This window comes from Kribbella sp. CA-247076 (assembly GCF_050942445.1).
Lineage (GTDB): Bacteria > Actinomycetota > Actinomycetes > Propionibacteriales > Kribbellaceae > Kribbella.
In genome coordinates this window covers 7,308,570-7,329,330 of sequence record NZ_CP192051.1, presented here as the reverse complement: position 1 = coordinate 7,329,330, position 20,761 = coordinate 7,308,570, and the positions used below count along the sequence as shown (strand labels likewise).

Here is a 20,761-nt window from a genome sequence, read left to right as displayed (position 1 = left end):
CATGACCCCTGACAACGAGGTTCGCTTCCGCGGTTGTCTGGACGATGTGGCGGCTTACAAGCCCGGTCGTCCGCCCGCGCGCACCGACGGCCGGCCGACGTACAAGTTGTCCAGCAACGAGAACCCGTACCCGCCGCTGCCGGGTGTGCTCTCCGCCGCGACCGAGGCCGCTGCGCAGATGAACCGCTACCCCGACATGGGTGCGGTCGACCTGCTCGAGGCCCTGTCGGCGCGGTTCGGCGTACCGACGAGCGACCTCGCCGTCGCGACCGGGTCGGTCGCCCTGCTGTACCACCTGCTGCAGGCGTCGTGCACCGACGGTGACGAGGTCGTCTACGCGTGGCGCTCGTTCGAGGCGTACCCGATCGCGGTCCAGCTCACCGGCGCGACCTCGGTGCAGGTGCCGCTGACCGAGGACGCCCGGCACGACTTCAAGGCGATGGAGGCCGCGCTCACCGAGCGGACGAAGGTCGTGCTGGTGTGTACGCCGAACAACCCGACCGGACCGGTGGTACGCCGCGACGAGTTGCTCGCGTTCCTGGACGTCGTACCGTCGAACGTGCTGGTCGTGATCGACGAGGCGTACCGCGAGTTCGTCCGCGAACCCGAGGTGGTCGACGGCATCGACGTCTACCGCGACCGGCCGAACGTCGTCGTACTGCGGACCTTTTCCAAGGCGTACGGCCTGGCCGGCTTCCGGGTCGGGTACGCCGTCGCGCATGCGCCGGTCGTCGCCGCGATCCGCAAGTGCGCGCTCCCGTTCGGCGTCAGCCACGTCGCGCAGGCGGCCGCGATCGCGTCGCTGGCCGCGGAGGAGGAGTTGCTCGAGCGAGTCGAGGCGTTGGTGACGGAGCGGACGCGAGTGGTCGACGAGCTGCGCGCCGCCGGCTGGGACGTGCCGGAGACGCACGCGAACTTCGTCTGGATGCCACTCGGCGACGACACCGTCGCCTTCGCGGAGGCGGTGCAGGCGGAAGGTGTGTCGGTCCGTCCGTTCCCGGGTGACGGTGCCCGGGTGAGCATCGGTGAACGTGAGGCCAACGACCTGTTCCTGACCGTCGCCCGCGCCTGGCGCCAGTGAGCTCGCTCGTCTGGATCTCCGGCGCCTCGGCCGGCATCGGCGCGGCGCTGGCGGCGTCGGTCCCGTACGCCGACGCCCGGGTGATCGACGTGTCGCGCAGCGGCGGCTCGGCCGAACACTTCAAGGCCGACCTGTCGGACCCGGCCGACTGGGCACGGGTCGAGGCACACTTCCGCGAGGAGCTCGCCGGGTACGACGGTGAGCGCGTCGTGTTCATCCACAACGCCGGGACGATCACGCCGATCGGGCCGGCCGCCGAGGCCGACCGCGAGGACTACACCCGCGCGGTCCTGCTGAACTCCGCCGCACCCCAGATCCTCGGCCGAGCCTTCCTGGCCGCAACCGCACCGCTGACCTGCGAGCGCCACCTGGTCATGCTCTCGTCCGGCGCGGCGAAGACGGCGTACGCCGGCTGGTCGTCCTACAACGCCGGCAAAGCCGCCGTCGAGCACTGGGTCCGGACGGTCGGCGCCGAACAGGGCCCGGGCGGCTGCCGAGTCATCGCCGTAGCCCCCGGCGTGGTCGACACCGCCATGCAGTCCGAGATCCGCGCCACCTCCGCCGAGAACTTCCCCACGGTCGGCCGCTTCCACGAACTCAAGAACACCGGCGCCCTCTCCACCCCCGCCGCCGCAGCCACCGGCATCTGGTCCCTCCTCACCCGCAACCTCCCCAACGGCACCTGCGTGGACCTGCGAAACCTCTAGCCAGCCGCTGCCGGCTCTCGGGGGAGGCATCACCCGACGGTGCTCGTGAACAGGTTATTTCGGGTGGTCTGCCACCAATTCCTGTTCAAGCCCCCGGGCTGGTCATCACTCCGCGCGCCGTACGCCCGCGCACAAGAAACGCCCGGCCGCGCTGGGACGGGCCGGGCGTGGGGCGGCGCCGGGAGGAGTGAGGCTTTCTCCCGGCGCCGCCGTTTGGTGCTACCGAATCAGTCACCCCACCGAGGTGACTCCTTCGGGTCCTGCATCACTGACCAGGGAGGGGTCAGTTGTCCTGCTCGGAGTCCAGCTCGCAGGTCTTGAGCACGTCGACGGAGTTGCCGTCGTTGCCCAGGCCCAGGATGCCGGCCAGGTCGCTGACCGGGACCTGCCCACCTACGGCGTTCACCGGAACGTCGTTGTGGCAGACCTGGAACGGACCGACGTTGTTGCGGCTGACCGACACGAGGCCGTCGTCACCGACGCGGTACCACTTGCCGTTGTTCTGCTCCGAGTCCAGCTCGCAGGTCTTGACGGCGGTCGCGCTGTTGCCGTCGTTGCTCAGACCGACGATCCCGGTGATGTCGGTGACGGGCACCTGGCCGCCGACCGCGTTGACCGGAATGAAGTTGTGGCAGGCCTGGAACGGGCCGACGTTGTTCTGGTCGACGGAGACGAGCGAGCCGTCACCCTTCACCCAGTACCAGTGCTTGCCGCCCTTGCCGTAGCCCTTGCTGGCCAGGGACGCCGCGTCGGCCAGGCCGGTGTTGCTCTTGGCGTCGTCGATCATGTTCGCGCTCACGACGGTGGCCAGGCCCAGGGTGGCGACGGTCGCCACGGCCGCGGCAGCGGCGATCTTGCGAGTTACCTGCATTATGCCAGGTTTCCTTTCGGGTTTGACGGATTCGTCTTAGTGGTAACGACACCTGGCGGGGCCGGTTACAAACTTTTTCGTCAACTATTTGGTCCACCTCGGCGCCCATAGGCGCGACGTGATGAGTTGGTTGACGGCGCAACGAAGTCCGCGCTGACCAGGCAACTTGCAGGTAGTGGCCGGGTTTTGAAGCACGGCTCACTTTTCCTCGACGGCGGCCCGTAACCGATGCCGGGGTCCGTCGTTGAGTGTGCGCGGGTGACGGATGAAACCCGGTGATTCGGAAGATTGTTCTCGGTGGGCTCGGTGGTCGCCGAATTGGCAATACCATGATGAATCGGAATATCGTTGGAACCATTGCCGGAGTTTCGCGCCGTGTTTTTTCGGGGCACAGCGCCGGCCGGCAACCAGGTCCCGCTGCCGCGCGCATCGGCAGCGGTGGGAGACCCGGGTCCTCAGGGGCCCGGGTTCTTCCTTGTCAGGACGACCGGCCGTCGTCCGGTTCGGTGCGGACGGCCGTGGTCCGTGGCCGGCGTTCGGCCGACACCACGAGCGCGACCCCGAGGATGATCACCGCGCCGCCGAAGAGGATCTGCCAGGTCACGTGCTCGTCCAGGATCAGCCAGCCGAGCAGGACGGCGACCGCCGGGTTCACGTACGCGTAGGTCCCGATCAGCGAGATCGGCGCGTTCGCCAGCAGATAGCTGTACGCCGTGTACGCGAGCAGCGACCCGAACACGATCAGGTACGCCAGCGCGATCCACCCCGACGTGTCGATCCGGTCGAGGTGGATCCGTCCGGGCTCTCCCCGCAGTACGCCGATCAGCACCATCGCCGTACCGCCGAAGAGCATCTCGTAGAGCGCCGCCACCAACGGGTCCCGGGGGAGGCCGAGCCGGGGTGAGAAGCGGGAGCCGATCGCCCACGAGATCGTGCCGACGACCAGGATCGCCACCGACAGCGGTTTCGCGCTCGTGTCGCCGCCGGACAGCGCGAGCAGCGCGACCCCGCCGAAGCCGACCAGTACGCCGACCCACGTCAGCGCACGCGGCCGGTCGCCACCGCCGACGCGCAGCAGGATGAGCCACAGCGGGATCGCGGCCACCAGCAGCGCGGCCAGCCCGGACGGCACGGTCTGCTCCGCGACCGCGACCGCACCGTTGCCGAAGGCAAGGAGCAGGAGCCCGACCACGGCGGCGCCGAGCGCCTCCTGCCGGGTGATCCGCAGTCGCCGCCACCCCGACTTCAGGCTCAGGAACGCGGCCAGCAGGACGCCGGCCACCAGGAATCGCGCCGACATCCCGAGCATCGGCGGGATCTCCGCCTCGACGACCACCCGGATCCCGAGGTACGTCGAACCCCAGACGACGTACACCACCGCGAGCGCGGACCAGATCATCGCGGTGGACGCCTGGCGGCCACCGGCGTCGGGCAGAACGGCGGAAGAAGCGGCGGCCATCCTCGTCCTCACTGTCAGGGGTGTAGTGCAAGAACAGTCATTACGCTAAGTCTCCGATCGGACCGGCGCAAGGCAGTTTCCGGTCGGCAATCCGCTGTTTCCCGCCACGCCATCAGGACCCGGCAGGGTGCCGAGTGCCTAACAGTGAGGAGAGTGCGATGCGGATCGCCGGAGTCGTGGTGGGTGCGCTGGTCGTGACGCTGGGAGTCCAGCCGGCGTACGCGGGTGAGCTGCCGGGGGTGACCGCCTCCGCCGAGACCGCGCCGAACTGGGACGACGACGCGGGCGGCAACGCCAACGCGGACGACCCGGCCATCTGGATCGACACCAGGCACCCCGAGCGCAGCGTCGTCCTGGGCACGCTGAAGAACGGCGGACTGACCGTCTTCGACCTCACCGGCAAGGAGGTGCAGCGGTTCGACACCCCACCGCCACCCGCCCCGGGACAGGAGCCAGGCCGCTTCAACAACGTCGACCTGGTCGGCAACCTCGCGGTCGTCACGGACCGCGGCCGGGACCAACTCCGGACGTACGCCGTGAAGTCCGGCCGGCTGACCGATGTCACCAGTGCCGACGCCCCACTGGTGTTCAGCAAGGACACCGAGGAGGTCCAGGAACAGCGAACCGCGTACGGCCTGGCCGCGACCACGCTCCACGGGCAGCCGATCGTCGCGGTGACGCGGCGCAGTGAGACCCGCGTCGGCTTCTTCAAGCTGGTCCCGGACGGCAAGGGCAAGGTCACCTACCGCCCGATCGGCAAGGTCGATCTCCCCAGCAGCTTCACCCTGTCCGACGGCAGCACCTGGACCCCGTGCGAGGAGCCGGGTGACCGCCCGCAGCTCGAGGGCATGGTGTTCGACCGCACCACGAACGACCTGTACGCCGCCCAGGAGGACGTCGGCGTCTGGCGTATCCCGCTGCACGGCAAGCCCCAGTTGCTCGAGAAGGTGCGCGAGTTCGGCCAGCCGGCCGCGTACGACGAGGAGACCGAGGAGTGCGCGCCGACCGGGCCGGTCAGCCCGGACGCGGGCAAGCACCTGAGTGCTGACGCCGAAGGGCTGACGATTGCCTACAAGCACGGCGTACGCACGTTGTACGCCTCGAGCCAGGGTGACTCGATGTTCGCGAGCTACCGGATCACCGGGCACCGGTTGTCGTACCGCTCCGGCTTCCGCGTGACGGACGGGTCGCGGACGGACGGCGTACAGCACAGTGACGGGGCCGCGGTGACGACTCAGCCGCTCGGACCGCTGTTCCCGCACGGGCTGTTCGCTGTGCATGACGGCGAGAACACGCCTGGTGACGGTGATCGCGAGGGCACGAACTTCAAGCTCGTCCGGCTGGAGAAGCTGCCGTAATCGGTACTCAGTTGTGACACTCGTCGCACGATGCGACGAATCCTGTCACACGAGCGGGAAGATATGACCACTTGATGGACTGGTGTCTCAGCCGAGGACCGGTTTCGGTACCCCGGTACCCGCGAGCGTCCAGACAGTTAGCGGATCAGGCACCTGCTGGGTACGGTGTCCGGCAAGTAATGCAGCCAGTGAGGCCGGTGAGGAGGTCTACTGGGTGTAGAGACAGTGCATCAACCCCTGGATCCACGCGGTCCTGCCTGCGAAGCCTCACCCGGCTGAAGGGCCGGCCCCCGTGCAACGTTGCGGTCGCGGCGATCCCGCGCTCGAACCCGAGGAGTGCATGTGAGTGAGTCGGTGCCGGGAATTGCCCCGGAAGTGTTCGCGCCCGTCGAGGCGCCGGTCAGTCCGCCCCAGGCCTCCGAGGAGGTCGAGTTCGTCCAGCTGCTGACGCCCGAGGGCGAGCGCGTCGAGCACCCGGACTACTCCTTCGACCTGGACGACGAGGCGGTGAAGGGCTTCTACCGGGACATGGTCCTGGTCCGCCGGATCGACACCGAGGCGACCGCCCTGCAGCGCCAGGGTGAGCTCGGGATCTGGGCGTCGCTGCTCGGCCAGGAGGCCGCGCAGATCGGCTCCGGCCGCGCCCTCAACAGCAAGGACATGGTCTTCCCGACCTACCGCGAGCACGGCGTCGCCTGGTGCCAGGGCGTCGACCCGCTGCGGCTGCTCGGCCTGTTCCGCGGCGTCGACCAGGGTGCCTGGGACCCGCGCGACAACAACTTCCACCTGTACACGATCGTGATCGGCGCACAGACGCTGCACGCCACCGGGTACGCGATGGGCCAGCAGCGCGACCACGCCATCGGCGACTCCGAGAACGGCGAGGCCACGATCGCGTACTTCGGCGACGGCGCCAGCAGCCAGGGTGACGTCAACGAGGCCTTCATCTGGGCCTCGGTGTTCAACGCGCCGGTCGTGTTCTTCTGCCAGAACAACCAGTGGGCCATCTCCGAGCCGATCGACCGGCAGACCCGGATCCCGCTGTACCAGCGCGCGGCCGGCTTCGGCTTCCCCGGCGTCCGGGTCGACGGCAACGACGTCCTCGCGACGTACGCCGTCAGCCAGCAGGCGCTCAAGCGGGCCCGCGAGGGCAGCGGGCCGACCCTGGTCGAGGCGTACACGTACCGGATGGGCGCGCACACCACCTCCGACGACCCGACGAAGTACCGGCTGAACGAGGACCTCGAGCACTGGAAGCTCAAGGACCCGATCGCCCGCGTCCGCGCGTACCTGACCCGCTCGGCCGGCGTCGACGCCGACTGGTTCGACCAGATCGACTCCGACGCGGACAAGATCGCCGCCGAGCTCCGGGCCGGCTGCCTGTCCATGCCGGACCCGTCGCTGACCGACTTCTTCGACCACGTGTACGTCGAGCAGACCGCACAGCTGACCGAGCAGAAGCAGCAGTACGCCGCGTACGCCGCCTCGTTCGAAGGTGAGGGTCACTGATGGCGAAGATCAGCCTCGGCAAGGGCATCAACATGGGTCTGCGGGCGGCGATGGAGGCCGACCCGAAGGTCGTCGTGATGGGCGAGGACATCGGCAAGCTCGGCGGCGTCTTCCGGGTCACCGAGGGCCTGCAGAAGGACTTCGGCGAGGACCGGGTGATCGACACCCCGCTGGCCGAGTCCGGCATCATCGGCACCGCGGTCGGCCTGGCGCTGCGCGGCTACCGGCCGGTCTGTGAGATCCAGTTCGACGGGTTCGTCTTCCCGGCGTACGACCAGATCATCAACCAGGTCGCCAAGATGCACTACCGGTCGCTCGGCAAGATCAGGATGCCGGTCGTCATCCGGATCCCGTTCGGCGGCGGCATCGGCGCGGTCGAGCACCACTCGGAGTCGCCGGAGTCGCTGTTCGCGCACGTGGCCGGCCTCAAGGTGGTCTCCTGCGGCGACCCGGTGGACGCGTACTGGATGATCCAGCAGGCGATCGCCTCCGACGACCCGGTGGTGTTCTTCGAGCCGAAGCGGCGCTACCACGAGAAGGCCGAGCTGGACGAGGCCGTCCCGCCGGCGCTCCCACTGCACCAGTCGAAGGTCGTCCGCGAGGGCACCGACGCGACGCTGTTCTGCTGGGGCCCGATGGTGAAGACCTGCGTACAGGCCGCCGACGCCGCGGTCGAGGACGGTCGGCAGCTCGAGGTCGTCGACCTGCGGACGATCTCGCCGCTGGACCTGCCGGCGATCTTCGCGTCGGTGAAGAAGACCCGGCGGGCGGTCGTCGTACACGAGGCGCCGTACACGCTCGGCCCGGGTGCCGAGCTCGCGGCCCGGATCACCGAGGAGTGCTTCTACCACCTCGAGGCGCCGGTCCTGCGGGTCGCCGGGTTCGACACCCCCTATCCGCCGTCGCGGATGGAGGAGGAGTACCTGCCCGACCTGGACCGGGTGCTCGACGGCGTCGACCGGGTGATGGAGTACTGATGGGCATCCAGCAGTTCCGGCTCCCCGATGTCGGTGAGGGCCTGGTCGAGGCCGAGATCGTCAGCTGGAAGGTCAAGCCCGGCGACACGGTCAAGCTGAACGACACCGTGGTCGAGATCGAGACCGCGAAGTCGCTGGTCGAGCTGCCGGTGCCGTTCGCCGGCACCGTCACCGAGCTCCTGGTGCCGGAGGGCGAGACGGTCCCGGTCGGTACGCCGATCATCGCCGTCCAGACCGAGTCCGTCGCCGGCGACGAGGGCCAGCTCGCCGACGACATGGTCCCGGCCATCCCCGACGAGCCCGAGGCCGGCACGATCGGCGGCGAGGCCCCCGGCGGCCGCACCGCCGTCCTGGTCGGCTACGGCCCTCGCACCACCGAAGCCAAACGCCGCCCCCGCAAGGGCGCACCCGCCTCGGCTCCGGCTGCTGTTCAGGTGCCTGAGCCGGTAGCTGCTCCGGTGCCCGAGCCGGTAGTTGCCAAGAGCAATGAGCCTGCGGGGTCCGTGCATGTGCTGGCCAAGCCGCCGGTGCGGAAGTTGGCGAAGGACCTGGGGATCGACCTGTCGGCCGTGACTCCGACTGGCGACGGCGGGATCATCACCCGGGGTGACGTCGAGGCGCATGCTTCGGGTGCGGTGGCTCCTGAGGAGGCACCCGTCGAGGCTGGTCCGGTGGTGTCCGGACAGGGTGACACCCGGGTGCCGGTCAAGGGTGTGCAGAAGGTGATGGCGCAGGCGATGGTGGCCAGCGCGTTCACAGCCCCGCACGTGACCGAGTGGATCACCGTCGACGTCACCGAGACGATGGCGCTGGTCGACCGGCTGAAGGGCGACAAGGCGTTCCGGGACCTCAAGGTCTCGCCACTGCTGATCGTCGCGAAGGCGGTCACCCTGGCGGCCCGCCGTACGCCGATCGTCAACGCGGCCTGGGACGAGCAAGCGCAGGAGATCGTCTACAAGGGCTCGATGAACCTCGGCATCGCCGCGGCGACCCCGCGCGGGCTGATCGTGCCGAACATCAAGCGCGCCGACTCGCTCACGCTGCCCGACCTCTGCGCGGCGCTGAACGACCTGGTCGCGACCGCCCGCGAGGGCAAGACCCAGCCGGCCGACCAGGCGGGCGGCTCGTTCACGATCACCAACGTGGGCGTGTTCGGGGTCGACGCCGGGACACCGATCATCAACCCGGGCGAGGCCGCGATCCTCGCGTTCGGCGCGGTCCGCAAGCAGCCGTGGGTGGTGGACGACGAGATCGTCCCGCGCTGGATCACCACGCTCGCGCTGTCCTTCGACCACCGCCTGATCGACGGCGAGAAGGGCTCCACCTTCCTCGCCGACGTCGCCGGCATCCTCGAGGACCCCGCCCGAGCCCTGATGTTCTAGCAGTACGACGTACGACGGTCGGCCCGGGCGCAGCAGTAGCGCCCGGGCCTTCGTCTGCTCGTCGGAAATCTGTCTGACCGGTGCGTGCCTCGGTGAGAGGGTGTAGCGGTGGTGGTGTTGATGGTGGTGCTCGGTGCGGCGGTGTTGCATGCGGTGTGGAACGCCATGGCGCACGGGGTGCCGGACCGGCTGGCTGGGTTCGCGCTGCTCGGGTTGTCGACGGGAGTCATCGGGCTCGTCGCGGTGCTGATCGTCGGTCTGCCACCGGCGGGCACCTGGCCGTACATCGTCGCCTCGGTCGTGCTGCACTGCGTGTACTACTTCGGCCTGCTCGCGTCGTACGAGCTGGGGCAGTTCAGCCAGATGTACCCACTGGCCCGCGGTACGTCGCCGTGGGTGGTGGCCGTGGTGTCGATCGTCGTACTGCACCACAGCCTGGCCGTGGCCGAGTTGGCCGGCGTACTGCTCATCTCGGCCGGGCTGATCGCTTTGGTGTTCGTCGGCCGGACCGCGGGACGCGCACAGACCGGCGCGCTGCTGGCCGCAATCGGTACGGGTCTCGCGATCGCGGCCTACACGGTGGTCGACGGGATCGCGGTCCACAAGATGCCGGTGATCACGTACATGGGCTGGGTGTTCATGATCCAGGGCTTCCTGGTCCCGATCGTCAGCCTGTGCGTCCGCGGTCCGAGCGTCTTCCGCCAGTCTCGATCCGCCGTCCTCACCGGTCTCGGCGGTGGCGTGGTCTCGATGACGGCGTACGGCCTCGTCCTCTGGGCCCAGACCCGCGGCACCCTGGCCGCCATCGCCGCCCTCCGCGAGACCAGCATCATCTTCGGCGCCATCATCGGCGCCCTCTTCTTCCACGAACGCTTCGGCCCCCGCCGAGCCGTCGCCGCCGCGGTCGTTGTCGCCGGCATCATCCTCATCAGCACCGCCGACTGACGGCATCAGCTGTCAGGTTTGCTGCAGGGCCTTTCCGAGGACGGTGCGGATGTGGACCGGGTCGGCTTCGTCGTTGTCGAGCAGGATCGCTGTGCACAGGCCGTCGGACAGGGCGACGAAGGCTTCGATCGCATCGGGATCCTCGGTTTGCGTCCGCGCCAGCTCCCTGACGTTGTCGCGCCAGCGTCGTGCTGCTGGTCGTAGGGCGGGCCGCCGGGCCGCGAGCGTCGACAGCTCCCGTTCGGCGAGCGCGCGGGCCCGCCCTGAGCCGGCGGACTCGGCGATGAGCTGAGCGAGACCCTCGACCGGATCCTCGTCGGACTCGATGAGTTGGCGGATGCGATCGGTGTACTCGTCGGTGACGGTGGTCACGGCGGCGACCAGCAGGTCGTCCAAGGTCGCGAAGTAGTAGAGGGTCAGGCTGGTCGTGATGCCCGCTTCCTTCGCGACGGTGCGGTGGGTGACTCCCGTGGCGCCGTCACGCCGAACGATCGCGAGCGTCGCCTCGATGATCTGGGCCCGGCGCCGCTGACCGCGGAGTTTGCGCCCATCGACAGTCTCGTGTTCAGCCGCCATCACTCGCTCACCCGTTGTCGCTCACCCGTTGTCGCCGCCGCTCCTGCTCGTCGAGGTTATCGGCTCCGCCTCCGGGTCGGGGTGGCCGAGGGGCCGGAGATGTCGCAGTGTCGTGAAGCAGACCAGCGCTGCCGCCGCTACGGCGACGCCCGCCACCACGGCGGCCGTGTTCAGTCCGCTGGTGAACGCGATCCGCGCCCGGTCGAGAGCCTCGACCGGCAGTTCGTCGGTCAGTGCGGAGGCTCCGGACAGACTGCCGGTGTACGCGTCCGCCGCGGAGGGTGACAGTCCGGACGGTGCTTCGATCTTGCTGCGGTAGATCACCGTGGTGAGGCTTCCGAGCAGCGCGACTCCTGCCGCGATGCCGAGCTCCTGAACGGTCTCGGAGAGCGCCGCCGCCGATCCGGACTTCTCGGCCGGTGCCGCACCCACGACGATGTCGGTACCGAGCGCGGCGATCACCCCGAGCCCGAGATAGACGGACGTGAATCCGGCGACCACGCTCAGTCTGCTGTCCACGCCGGCGACGGCGAGTACGGCGTACCCGGAGAGCGACAGCGCCAACGTCCCGGACATGACGGCACCGGGTGATACGCGGCCGGCCAGAAGCGGGGCTCCCACGGCGCCGACGAGCATGGCCAGCGCGGGCGGGCCCATCCACAGGCCCGCCGTCGTGGGCGAGAGGCCTTCGACGAGTTGCAGGTACTGCGTGACCAGGAACATCACCCCGCCGAAGCCGACCAGACCGATCAGCAGCACGGACAGAGCTGCGGAGAACGCCCGGTCGGTGAAGAGCTTCAGGTCCAGCAGCGGTTCGCGGAGACGCAGTTGACGACGTACGAAACCGACTGCGCCGGCACTCCCGACCAGGACCGCGGCCAACGCCTGGAGGTCGAGACCGTGAGCGGCCGCATGCTTGATCGTGTAGATGATCGGCAGCATCGCGACCAGAGACAACCCGACGCTCAGCAGGTCGATCGGACCGGCCGGGCTTCGGTACTCCGGCAACAGCATCGGCGCCAAGGCCAGCACGAGTACGGCGATCGGTACGGCGATCAGGAAGACGGCACCCCACCAGAAGCCGGCGACCAGCGCCCCGCCCGCGACCGGGCCGGCCGCCATCCCCAGGGCGAACATCGTCGCCCACAGGCCGATCGCCAGCGCTCGTTGCCGGACGTCGCCGAACATGTTGCTGATCAGGGACAGAGTCGAGGGCATGAGCGTCGCGCCCGCGACCCCCAGCAGCGCCCGCGCCACGATCAGCCAAAGGGCGCTGGGAGCGAACGCCGCGAGCACCGAGGTCGCAGCAAAGGCCGCCATCCCGATCATCAACAGCCGCCGCCGCCCGATCCGGTCGCCCAGGGTCCCCATCGTGATCAGGAAGCCCGCGATCAGGAACCCGTAGGCGTCCATGATCCAGAGCGTCTCGGTAGCGGTCGGGTTCAGGCTCGCGGACAAGTTCGGCACAACGAGGTAGAGCGCCGTGACATCAAGCCCGAGCACCATCGTGGGCAACGCCAACAACCCCAACCCACCCCACTCCCGCCACCCAGCCCGCACCGCCTGCATCCGCACCACACCTCGCGATAGTTGAACTTACGTACTACTTGTACCATAGTTCAACTAGATGCAGGCAAGGGTGGATGATGGTGCGATGAAGTTGGTCCGGCGCCGACGGAGAGTCGCGCGTAGCGGCGCGTGGGTGACCCCGGGGGTGGGAGGAGAGGGGGTCCCGGGCGGGGGACCCCCTCTCAGTCAGCGGCGGACTGCGTCTAGGGAGTCCGCGAGGCCTTCGCCGTAGAAGGCGTTGTTGGCGGTGGTGCCGGTGCAGCGGGTGTCGACCGGGGCGGTCGGGCAGGCCCGGTCGTCGGCCTGCTTGCGGAGGGCGAACTCGAGCAGCCGGGGGCCCCACCACGGGTGGGCCGACTTCATCAGGGCCGCGACGCCGGCGACGTGCGGCGACGCCATCGACGTACCGCTCATGTTTCCGTAGCCGCCGCCGGGCAGCGTGGACAGGATCGAGCTACCGGGGGCGGCGACGTCGATCTTGCGGAGCCCGAAGTTCGAGAAGCCGCTGCGGACGCCGGCCTGTGTGGTCGAGGCGACGGTGACGACACCGGGGAGCTCGGTCGGCATGTCCAGGCAGTCGTTGGTGATCGGGCGGGTGACCGGGGTGGTGTCGTTCGGGCTCGTGGTGTCGGTGGTCTTGTTGGCCAGGTCGTAGTTCGCGTTGCCGGCCGCCGCGACGGACAGTACGCCCCGACCCGTCGCGTAGTCGACCGCACGCCGTACGGCCTCCTGGACCGCGCCCTGGTCACCGTCGTCGTCGCACCAGAACATGTACGGGTCGATGAAGTAGCTGTGGTTGGTGATGTCCATGTGGCGCTGGGCGGCCCAGACGAAACCGCAGATCGCGTACTCCGGGTAGATGAAGCCGTCGTCGTTGACGACCTTGACCGAGGCGATCCGGACGCCCGGCGCGACCCCGACGATGCCGACGCCGTTGCGGGCGGCCGCGACCGTGCCGGCGACGTGCGTGCCGTGCGCGCTGGTGGTCGGCCGCCAGGCGCCCTCGGTCCGGTCCGGTACGCCGTTGTCCACACAGCTGACCGAGTCGGCCTTGGAGAAGTTCGGCGCGAGGTCCGGGTGGGCGTCGTCGACCCCGCTGTCGTTGATGCCGACGAGGACCCGGCGGGAGCCGTCGGTGACCGCGTGCGCCTGGTCCGCCTTGATCTGGACCATGTCCCACTGCTCGCCCTCACGCGGATCCGGCACCGGCGCCGCCTCCACCTCGCCGAGCGACTTCAGTCCGGACGTGGCCGGTCCCTCGCTGACCGCTGCGGTGCGGGTGGCGCCGACGGACTGCACCTCACGCCCGTACTTGCCCGCGCGGACGGCCGCCTTGAAGTCCGGGTTGGTGGACTGCGCGACCACCACGCCGAGCTGGCTGTACGCCTGCAGCACCGTGCCGCCGGCCGCCTCCACGGCCTTCTCGACCTTGCGGACGTGCCCCGGCGAGGCCTTGGTGTTGACGACGTAGTTCATCAGCGGCCCAGGCGCGGCCGCCGCGGCCTGCTCGGCAACAGCCGTGGGTACGGCGTTCGCCGTGGTGGCACCGAGGGTGGTCAGCGCCAGGGCGGCGGCTGCCAGGCCGGCGGTCAGCCGGTGGGAGCGGGAGCTTCGGGTCACGCGGACTCCTCCAGGGCGGGGGCCGGTGAGGCCCCAAGAGCTTGGTAACCCGAGACTCTAGGCCGGTTTGCCGGACGGCGGAGTTCTTCCTCCACAACGCAGGGGAAACCCTCCACCCGCACCCCACGGTCACTACTCACGGTCCGATTGTTCACAGCGAGTTGCCCACATCTGTGGATTTGCCTGTGGATAACTGGTGGACAAGCTGGGGAACAACGGTGGACGACTCATCGTTGGTAGGATAGATACAACAGAGATACGAGTCGTATGGGTGAAGGAGTTCAGTGGTAGGCGGGGAGCCGGAGCACGAGCCGGCGCTGGCAAGGGTCCAGACCGGGACCGACGTACATCTCGGGGACGAGACCGCGGAGATCGCGCGGGTGGTGGTCGAAGAGGCGCCGGGGGTGGAGAAGATCCCCGCGGCCGAGCGCGTGTACGCGTTCGTGAAGGCCGCCATCCTCGACCGGGCGTACCCGGGCGGAGTGCTGCTCACCGAGGGTGAGCTGGCCACCGCGGTCGGGGTGTCCCGCACCCCGGTGCGGGAGGCGCTGCTCAGGCTGGAGGAGTCCGGCCTGGTGAAGCTGTACCCGAAGAAGGGTGCGCTCGTGCAGCCGGTGCTGCCGAAGGAGATCGACGACGTCCTCGAGGCTCGCGAGCTGATCGAGACGCACGCGGCCGCCAAGGTCTGGCCGCGGCGCCGGGAGCTGATCGCGACCCTGTCCGAGCGCGTCGAGGAGATGCGCACGCATCGCCATGCCGGCGACGCGAAGAGCTTCCTCGAGGGGGACCGCGCGTTCCACGAGGCGATCGTCGGTGCCGCCGGCAACGAGATCCTCGCCAAGCTCTACAACAGCCTGCGCGACCGCCAGGTCCGGATGGGCGTGCCCGGAATCGAGATGCAGCCCGCCCGGATGGACAAGTCGATCACCGCGCACCAGGAGATGATCGCCGCGCTCGACGGCAACAGCGTCGAGCGGTTCCGAGAGTTGGTCGTCACGCACATCAACGAGGCCGCGACCGACCTGCGGAGCACCCGTTGAGCGAACTACTCTTCCCCCTGGGCGGACGTCGCGCCTGGGCGGTGTGGGCCACTGCTGTCCTCACCTACCTGGTGACCGTGCTGCACCGCGGCTCGATGAGCGTCGCCGGCCTGCAGGCCGCCGAACGCTTCGACATCTCCGCGTCCGCACTGGCCAGCTTCACCGTCGTACAGCTCACTGTGTACGCCGCCATGCAGGTGCCGGTGGGCATCCTGCTGGACCGGTACGGGTCCAAGCGGCTGCTGATCACCGCGTCGGTTCTGCTGTTCGCGGCACAGTCCGCGTTCAGCCTGGTCGACTCCTACCCGGCCGCGCTCGCCGCCCGCGCCGTACTGGGTGTCGGCGACGCACTGGTGTTCATCAGCGTGCTGCGCGTGGTGATGTCGTGGTTCCCGGCGCTGCGCCAGCCGGTGATGTCGCAGGCCACCGGGATGCTCGGTGGTGTCGGTGCGATCGTGTCGACGGTGCCGATGGCCACCGCGTTTTACGCCTTCGGCTGGACGACCACGTTCGCGGCTGCCAGCGTCCTCAGTCTGCTGACCGGTCTCGGCGTACTGCTCCTGATCAAGGACACGCCGTACGACGAGCCGCTGCGTCGAGCCAAGCAGTCGCTGACCGAAGTACGGGGCAACCTGCGCCGGGCGTGGAAGGAGCCGGGCACGCGCCTGGGCCTGTGGACGCACTTCACCACCAGCTTCTCCGGTGGCACGTTCGGTCTGCTGTGGGGCTACCCGTTCCTCGTGCAGGGCCAAGGGGTCGCTCCGACCACCGCTGCCGCGATGCTCATCCTTCCGGTGCTGGCGAGCCTGTTCTACGGGCCTCTGGTCGGCAGGTACGCCGCTCGGTTCCCGTTCTACCGGTCCTGGATCGTGCTGGCCGTCATCGGCGGCTCGGTGCTGATGTGGACCGTCGTCCTGCTGTGGCCCGGCCGCGCGCCGATGCCCGTACTCCTGATGCTGATCGTCGTCCAGGCCGCGGGCGGACCGGGGTCGATGCTCGGGCTGGACTACGCCCGGACGTTCAACCCGGCGACGCGGTTCGGTGCGGCCAACGGGATGGTCAACACCGGCGGCTTCATCGCCATGCTGATCACCATCGGCATGGTCGGCATCCTGCTGGACGTGTCGTCGGGCGGTGCACCGCAGACGATCGACGACTTCAAGTGGGCGTTCGCGTTCCAATACGTGCTGTGGGCGATCGGCACCCGGCAGATCATCAAGTACCGCCGCAAGGCGCGCGGCAACCTCGCGCGCTACAACCCGGAGGCGTACCAGGCGCTGCTGGCCAACCGGGTCATGCCCCTCAAGGGCTGAGACAGCGGCCTGACAGCGGAGTGCCAGGGCGGTGCCAGGCCGCCCCGGCACGGTGGTCCCAGTCAAGTGAGCAGACTGGGAGGACCCGATGACCACAACGAACCAGGTCGCCATCGAGGCGGTCGGCTTGGTCAAGAGATATGGCAACACCACCGCCCTGGCCGGTGTCGACCTGAGCGTGCCCACCGGCACGGTGCTCGGCGTCCTCGGCCCGAACGGCGCCGGCAAGACCACCGCGGTCCGCATCCTCGGGACCCTGCTGCAGCCCGACGGGGGGCACGCCACGGTCGGCGGGTACGACGTCGTCCGGGACGCCGGCCGGGTCCGCGAGATCATCGGCCTGACCGGGCAGTACGCCTCGGTCGACGAGGACATGTCCGGCCGCCGGAACCTGATCATGATCGGCCGACTGCTCGGCCACTCGCGGGCACAGGCCCGGGCGAAGGCGGATCAGCTGCTCGAGCGGTTCGAGCTCACCGATGCCGGCGACCGGATCGCCAAGACGTACTCCGGCGGGATGCGCCGGCGTCTCGACCTGGCCGCCAGCCTGGTCGGCGACCCGAGCATCCTTTACCTCGACGAGCCCACCACCGGCCTCGACCCGCACGCCCGCAACGGCGTCTGGGAGACGGTCCGCAACCTGGTCCTCGACGGGACCACGGTGCTGCTCACCACGCAGTACCTGGAGGAGGCGGACGCGCTGGCCGACTCGATCATGGTGTTCGACAAGGGCCGGGTGGTCGCCTCCGGGCGGCCGGCCGAGCTCAAGGCGCAGGCCGGCAAGCAGTCCCTGGACGTCCGTCCGGCCGAGCCCGCGCACCTCGAGCGGGTCGCCGCGATCGTCGCCGAGTCGGTCGGCGTCCGGCCGAGCGTCGACGTGGTGAACGCGCTCGTGAGCGCCCCGGTCAGCGACGGTACGCCGATGCCCGTGGTGGTACGCCGCCTCGACGAGGAGGGCATCGCGGTCACCGAGCTGGCGCTGCGGCTGCCCAGCCTGGACGAGGTGTTCCTCGCGCTGACCGGTCACACCGCCGAGGAGAAGACGTCGGACGTCGTTCTGGAAGGAGTGGGCCGATGACCACCGCAACCCTCGAAGCCCCGGCACATGCCGGCCGCCGGGTCAGGCCGTTCGCCTGGGTCGAGCAGAGCCTGACGCTTGCCTGGCGCAACATCGTCCGGATCCGGCAGAACCCGGAGGCGCTGGCGGACGTGACGTTCCAGCCGATCATCTTCCTGGTGCTGTTCCTGTTCGTCTTCGGCGGCGCGATCGCCCAGGGCGGCACCTGGCGGGACTACCTGCCGTTCCTGCTGCCGGGCCTGCTCGTGCAGACCGTGGTCTTCTCGACGATGGGCACCGGGGTCGGGCTGAACGACGACTTCGCCAAGGGAGTGTTCGACCGGTTCCGCAGCCTGCCGATCGCCCGGGTGGCGCCGCTGATCGGCGCCGTCCTCGGCGACGCGGTCCGGTACACGCTGTCGATCGTGATCCTGATGGGCACCGGGTTCGCCCTCGGCTTCCGGTTCCAGAACGGGGTCGGCTACGGCCTGCTCGCACTCGTGGTCGTGCTGCTGTTCGCGCTGTCGATGTGCTGGATCTGGGTCTGGCTCGGGCTGAAGCTCAAGACCGCGCAAGGGGTCCAGGGCATCGCGTTCCTGGTGATGTTCCCGCTGACCTTCGGCAGCAACGTGTTCGTCCAGACCGACACCCTGCCGGGATTCCTGCAGGCGTTCGTGAACGTGAACCCGGTCAAGTACTTGGTCGACGCGATGCGCGGGATGATGCTCGGCGGCGAGATCCAGCAGCCGCTGCTGATCACGCTCGCCTGGATGGTCGGCCTGGTCGCGGTCTTCGCCCCACTCGCGATCCGCGCCTACCGCCGCCGTACCTGATCGGAAGAGGGCCGGAGAGTTGTCTCCGGCCCTTCGCGCGGCGACATCGCGCCCAGCGATCAAGTCGATCGCAGATCGTCGCTTTTCCACAACGGGAGTCGAACCTACTGTCGTGGAGATGGAGCCGAAGCCCGAGCAAGTGTCCAGCCCGCCCGGTACGCCGCTGACAACGCTCGACTGGGCAGACGTGCAGACGCGCACAGCCCAGGCGGACGACTACCTGCTCGCCACTACCGACGCGGACGGGCGGCCGCACGTCGTGCCGGTGCTGGCGGTATCGCTCGAAGGAACGGTCTGCTTCGTCACCTTCCGGCGATCCCGCAAGACCCGCAACCTCGAGCGCAACAAAGGCTGCGCGGTCACCGTGCCCGGTGGCGATGTCGACCTGGTGATCGAAGGAACCGCCGATCGTGTTCGGGACGAAGCCCGGCTCCAGGGTGTGGCGGACCTGTTCCCGGCCAAGTATCCGTGGTGGCATCCGATCGTCAGGGACGGCGAGTTCTACGATCCGGCCGATGACGAGCCCCGGCATGTCTACGCGGTGCTGCCGGCGCAGGTGTTCGCGTTCGGCAAGGAGCACGGGTTCAGCGCCACCCGCTGGCGCTTCTCGAACGAAAGGGGATCGACGGAATGCCGACGATGACCACGAGCGAATGGCGGTCCTTCGTCACGACGGGCACCAGACTGGCGCACATCGCTCTCACCCGCGCCGACGGGCGACCGCACGTCACTCCGGTCTGCTTCGTGCTCGACGGCGACGAACTGGCCTTTGTCCTCTCACCTGGCAGCGTGAAGGGCAAGAGCCTGGCGCGTGACCGGCGCGTGGCCGTCTGCATCAGCGACGACCAGCAGCCCTACAGTTTCGTCACCATCGAAGGTGACGCCCGGGTCTCCGCGGAGCCGGGCCAGGTCAGACACGTCGGCGCCGGCATCGCCGGCCGTTACTACCCCGACCAGCCCGCCGCCGAGGTCGCTGAAGCCTTCCTGCACGAAGGCTTCAGCGCGGTCCACATCACCGTCACCAATGTCATCGCACGCTCCGGCCTCGGCTGATGACTCAGCGCAGGTGTTCGCCGAAGGCCAGGGGGTCACGGGTGCAGAGGTACGTTGCCCAGTGCAACTTGACCGGGATGCCGCCGGCGTCGCGGGTGATGCGCAGGAGCTCGCCGGTCTCGCGGCCGGAGACGGTCCGGTAGACATCGTCGGCGATCCGCTCGAAGACGGCCGGGGCGAGGTGCTCGGCGGCGGCCGGTGACTTCGCCTGCAACTGCCCACTCTTGACCGAGAACACGTACGGCGTGCCCTCGGAGAACCAGGTCCCGAGGACGCCGGCCAGGTCGTCGGGGATCGTCGTCCCGGGGACCCACGGCTCGGACGGCAGCGGGTCGTCCTCGAGGACCTTGATGATCAGGTCCGTGGCCAGGGCGCTCGGCGCCGGCGCGGAGGTGGAGCTCTGCAGCGCGATCCCCGCCGTTCCCGAAGGCCGGTGGACGAACGTCGAGGTGATGTGACCGGGCATGCCGCCGTCGTGGCCGACGAAGACCCGGTCGCCGCGGCGCAGCAGCATGAAGCCGAGGCCGAAGGCGAGCTGCCAACGGTCCAGGTCGGCCATGATCTGCACCTGGCACATCTCGTCCAGGGTGTCCTTCGCGAGCACCTCGTCGACCGGGTCCGCGATGAACATGGCCCACTTGGCCAGGTCCTCCGCCGTACTCGCGAGGCCGCCGCAGGCGTCCATCGAGCCGATGTCGAGCAACTGCTCCTTGACCGGTACGTCGGAGAACGGCGGCACGTAGTACCCGACCGCGGCCGGTCCGCCGTCCATGCCGACGGTCGTCCGGCGCATCTCCAGCGGATCCAGGATCCGGGCCTTGATCGCGTCGTACCAGGACCGGCCGTCGAGCCGGGCGACGATCTCGCCGAGCATCGAGTACACCAGGTTCGAGTAGTGGAACCGGTGGTGCGGCTTGCCGACCCGCTCCGCCTCGTTCCAGCCGGCGACCAGCTCGGCGCGGTCCGGGAACCTCATCAGGTCCCAGACGTCGCCGACCGGCTCGCGCTGCATGCCGCTGGCGTGGCTGAGCATCTGCCGGACGGTGACGCCCTCGTGTTTGCTCTCCGGGATCAGCTTCTCGACCGTGTCGTCCAGGCTGAGCCTGCCCTCGTCGCGCAGCGCCATGATCGCGACCGCGGTCAGCGTCTTGCTCTGGGACGCGATCAGGAACTGCGAGTCCGCGGTCGGCGGTGTGCCCGGGGCGTCCAGGTCGGCCGACCCGGCTCCGTGCGACCAGGCCAACGCGCCGGCGCGGGCGACGGCGCCCACCACTCCGGGGACGCGGCCCTTGGTCTGACGGTCGGCGACGAGGCGGGTGAGCGCGGTCTGCGTGGGCGCGGCGATAGCTGTCACGACTGCCGACCCTATGGGAACCCTGTGACAAAAGGCAGGGGTTTTGGTCGGACCGAT

19 protein-coding genes are annotated in these 20,761 nt (G+C 69.2%); 13 read left to right on the top strand and 6 right to left on the bottom strand.

Going from position 1 to position 20,761, the window contains the following annotated elements; all coding sequences use genetic code 11:
- Position 1 precedes the first annotated feature (1 nt).
- Positions 2–1,081 (top strand): histidinol-phosphate transaminase, encoded by a 1,080-nt coding sequence (gene hisC, locus ACQPYZ_RS34985; protein WP_433163573.1) that lies wholly within the window; start codon positions 2–4, stop codon positions 1,079–1,081.
- Complete coding sequence (locus ACQPYZ_RS34980) at positions 1,078–1,788, top strand: SDR family NAD(P)-dependent oxidoreductase (protein WP_433163572.1); 711 nt, start codon at positions 1,078–1,080, stop codon at positions 1,786–1,788. The genes hisC and ACQPYZ_RS34980 overlap by 4 nt, the downstream gene beginning before the upstream one ends.
- A 283-nt stretch (positions 1,789–2,071) precedes the next feature.
- On the opposite strand, the gene ACQPYZ_RS34975 is transcribed toward ACQPYZ_RS34980, so the two are convergent.
- On the bottom strand, positions 2,072–2,659 hold the full coding sequence (locus ACQPYZ_RS34975) for a hypothetical protein (protein WP_433163570.1): 588 nt from the start codon (positions 2,657–2,659) through the stop codon (positions 2,072–2,074).
- A 478-nt stretch (positions 2,660–3,137) separates the two neighbouring features.
- The gene (locus ACQPYZ_RS34970) at positions 3,138–4,118 is read right to left on the bottom strand and encodes an EamA family transporter (RefSeq protein WP_433163569.1); all 981 of its coding nucleotides are present in this window, start codon (positions 4,116–4,118) and stop codon (positions 3,138–3,140) included.
- A 158-nt stretch (positions 4,119–4,276) separates the two neighbouring features.
- Here ACQPYZ_RS34970 and ACQPYZ_RS34965 point away from each other — a divergent pair, with 158 nt between their 5' ends.
- The 5 genes from ACQPYZ_RS34965 (at position 4,277) to ACQPYZ_RS34945 (ending at position 10,289) form a co-directional block, all read left to right on the top strand.
- Positions 4,277–5,476, top strand: coding sequence for a phytase (locus ACQPYZ_RS34965; protein WP_433163567.1), 1,200 nt, complete (start codon positions 4,277–4,279; stop codon positions 5,474–5,476).
- A gap of 342 nt (positions 5,477–5,818) precedes the next feature.
- On the top strand, positions 5,819–6,985 hold the full coding sequence (gene pdhA / locus ACQPYZ_RS34960; RefSeq protein ID WP_433163565.1) for a pyruvate dehydrogenase (acetyl-transferring) E1 component subunit alpha: 1,167 nt from the start codon (positions 5,819–5,821) through the stop codon (positions 6,983–6,985).
- On the top strand, positions 6,985–7,962 hold the full coding sequence (locus ACQPYZ_RS34955; RefSeq protein ID WP_433163563.1) for an alpha-ketoacid dehydrogenase subunit beta: 978 nt from the start codon (positions 6,985–6,987) through the stop codon (positions 7,960–7,962). The genes pdhA and ACQPYZ_RS34955 overlap by 1 nt, the downstream gene beginning before the upstream one ends.
- Positions 7,962–9,344: a dihydrolipoamide acetyltransferase family protein gene (locus ACQPYZ_RS34950; protein WP_433163561.1), complete on the top strand. Its 1,383-nt coding sequence runs from the start codon at positions 7,962–7,964 to the stop codon at positions 9,342–9,344. The genes ACQPYZ_RS34955 and ACQPYZ_RS34950 overlap by 1 nt, the downstream gene beginning before the upstream one ends.
- 108 nt (positions 9,345–9,452) lie before the next feature.
- Entirely contained in the window at positions 9,453–10,289 is an 837-nt protein-coding gene (locus ACQPYZ_RS34945; protein WP_433163559.1) for an EamA family transporter, read from the top strand.
- Between the two features lie 12 nt (positions 10,290–10,301).
- Here the strand turns inward: ACQPYZ_RS34945 and ACQPYZ_RS34940 are convergent, their stop codons facing one another.
- The 3 genes from ACQPYZ_RS34940 to ACQPYZ_RS34930 form a co-directional block, all read right to left on the bottom strand.
- On the bottom strand, positions 10,302–10,865 hold the full coding sequence (locus ACQPYZ_RS34940; protein ID WP_433163558.1) for a TetR/AcrR family transcriptional regulator: 564 nt from the start codon (positions 10,863–10,865) through the stop codon (positions 10,302–10,304).
- A gap of 21 nt (positions 10,866–10,886) precedes the next feature.
- A complete protein-coding gene (locus ACQPYZ_RS34935; RefSeq protein ID WP_433163556.1) occupies positions 10,887–12,434 on the bottom strand; it encodes an MFS transporter in 1,548 nt (515 codons plus the stop codon).
- A 186-nt stretch (positions 12,435–12,620) separates the two neighbouring features.
- Positions 12,621–14,054, bottom strand: a complete 1,434-nt coding sequence (locus tag ACQPYZ_RS34930) for a S8 family peptidase (protein WP_433163555.1) — start codon at positions 14,052–14,054, stop codon at positions 12,621–12,623.
- A gap of 284 nt (positions 14,055–14,338) precedes the next feature.
- Here ACQPYZ_RS34930 and ACQPYZ_RS34925 point away from each other — a divergent pair, with 284 nt between their 5' ends.
- The 6 genes from ACQPYZ_RS34925 (at position 14,339) to ACQPYZ_RS34900 (ending at position 19,350) form a co-directional block, all read left to right on the top strand.
- Positions 14,339–15,094, top strand: coding sequence for a GntR family transcriptional regulator (locus ACQPYZ_RS34925; protein ID WP_433163554.1), 756 nt, complete (start codon positions 14,339–14,341; stop codon positions 15,092–15,094).
- Positions 15,091–16,407, top strand: a complete 1,317-nt coding sequence (locus ACQPYZ_RS34920) for an MFS transporter (RefSeq protein WP_433163553.1) — start codon at positions 15,091–15,093, stop codon at positions 16,405–16,407. The genes ACQPYZ_RS34925 and ACQPYZ_RS34920 overlap by 4 nt, the downstream gene beginning before the upstream one ends.
- A gap of 88 nt (positions 16,408–16,495) precedes the next feature.
- Entirely contained in the window at positions 16,496–17,485 is a 990-nt protein-coding gene (locus tag ACQPYZ_RS34915; RefSeq protein ID WP_433163551.1) for an ATP-binding cassette domain-containing protein, read from the top strand.
- On the top strand, positions 17,482–18,297 hold the full coding sequence (locus ACQPYZ_RS34910; protein WP_433163549.1) for an ABC transporter permease: 816 nt from the start codon (positions 17,482–17,484) through the stop codon (positions 18,295–18,297). Before ACQPYZ_RS34915 ends, ACQPYZ_RS34910 begins: the two co-directional genes overlap by 4 nt.
- Positions 18,298–18,415: 118 nt before the next feature.
- Complete coding sequence (locus ACQPYZ_RS34905) at positions 18,416–18,940, top strand: pyridoxamine 5'-phosphate oxidase family protein (protein ID WP_433163547.1); 525 nt, start codon at positions 18,416–18,418, stop codon at positions 18,938–18,940.
- Positions 18,928–19,350 carry a PPOX class F420-dependent oxidoreductase gene (locus ACQPYZ_RS34900; protein ID WP_433163546.1) on the top strand — a complete coding sequence of 141 codons (423 nt, stop codon included), beginning with the start codon at positions 18,928–18,930 and terminating at the stop codon, positions 19,348–19,350. Before ACQPYZ_RS34905 ends, ACQPYZ_RS34900 begins: the two co-directional genes overlap by 13 nt.
- A gap of 4 nt (positions 19,351–19,354) precedes the next feature.
- On the opposite strand, the gene ACQPYZ_RS34895 is transcribed toward ACQPYZ_RS34900, so the two are convergent.
- Entirely contained in the window at positions 19,355–20,704 is a 1,350-nt protein-coding gene (locus ACQPYZ_RS34895) for a serine hydrolase domain-containing protein (RefSeq protein ID WP_433163544.1), read from the bottom strand.
- Positions 20,705–20,761 lie beyond the last annotated feature (57 nt).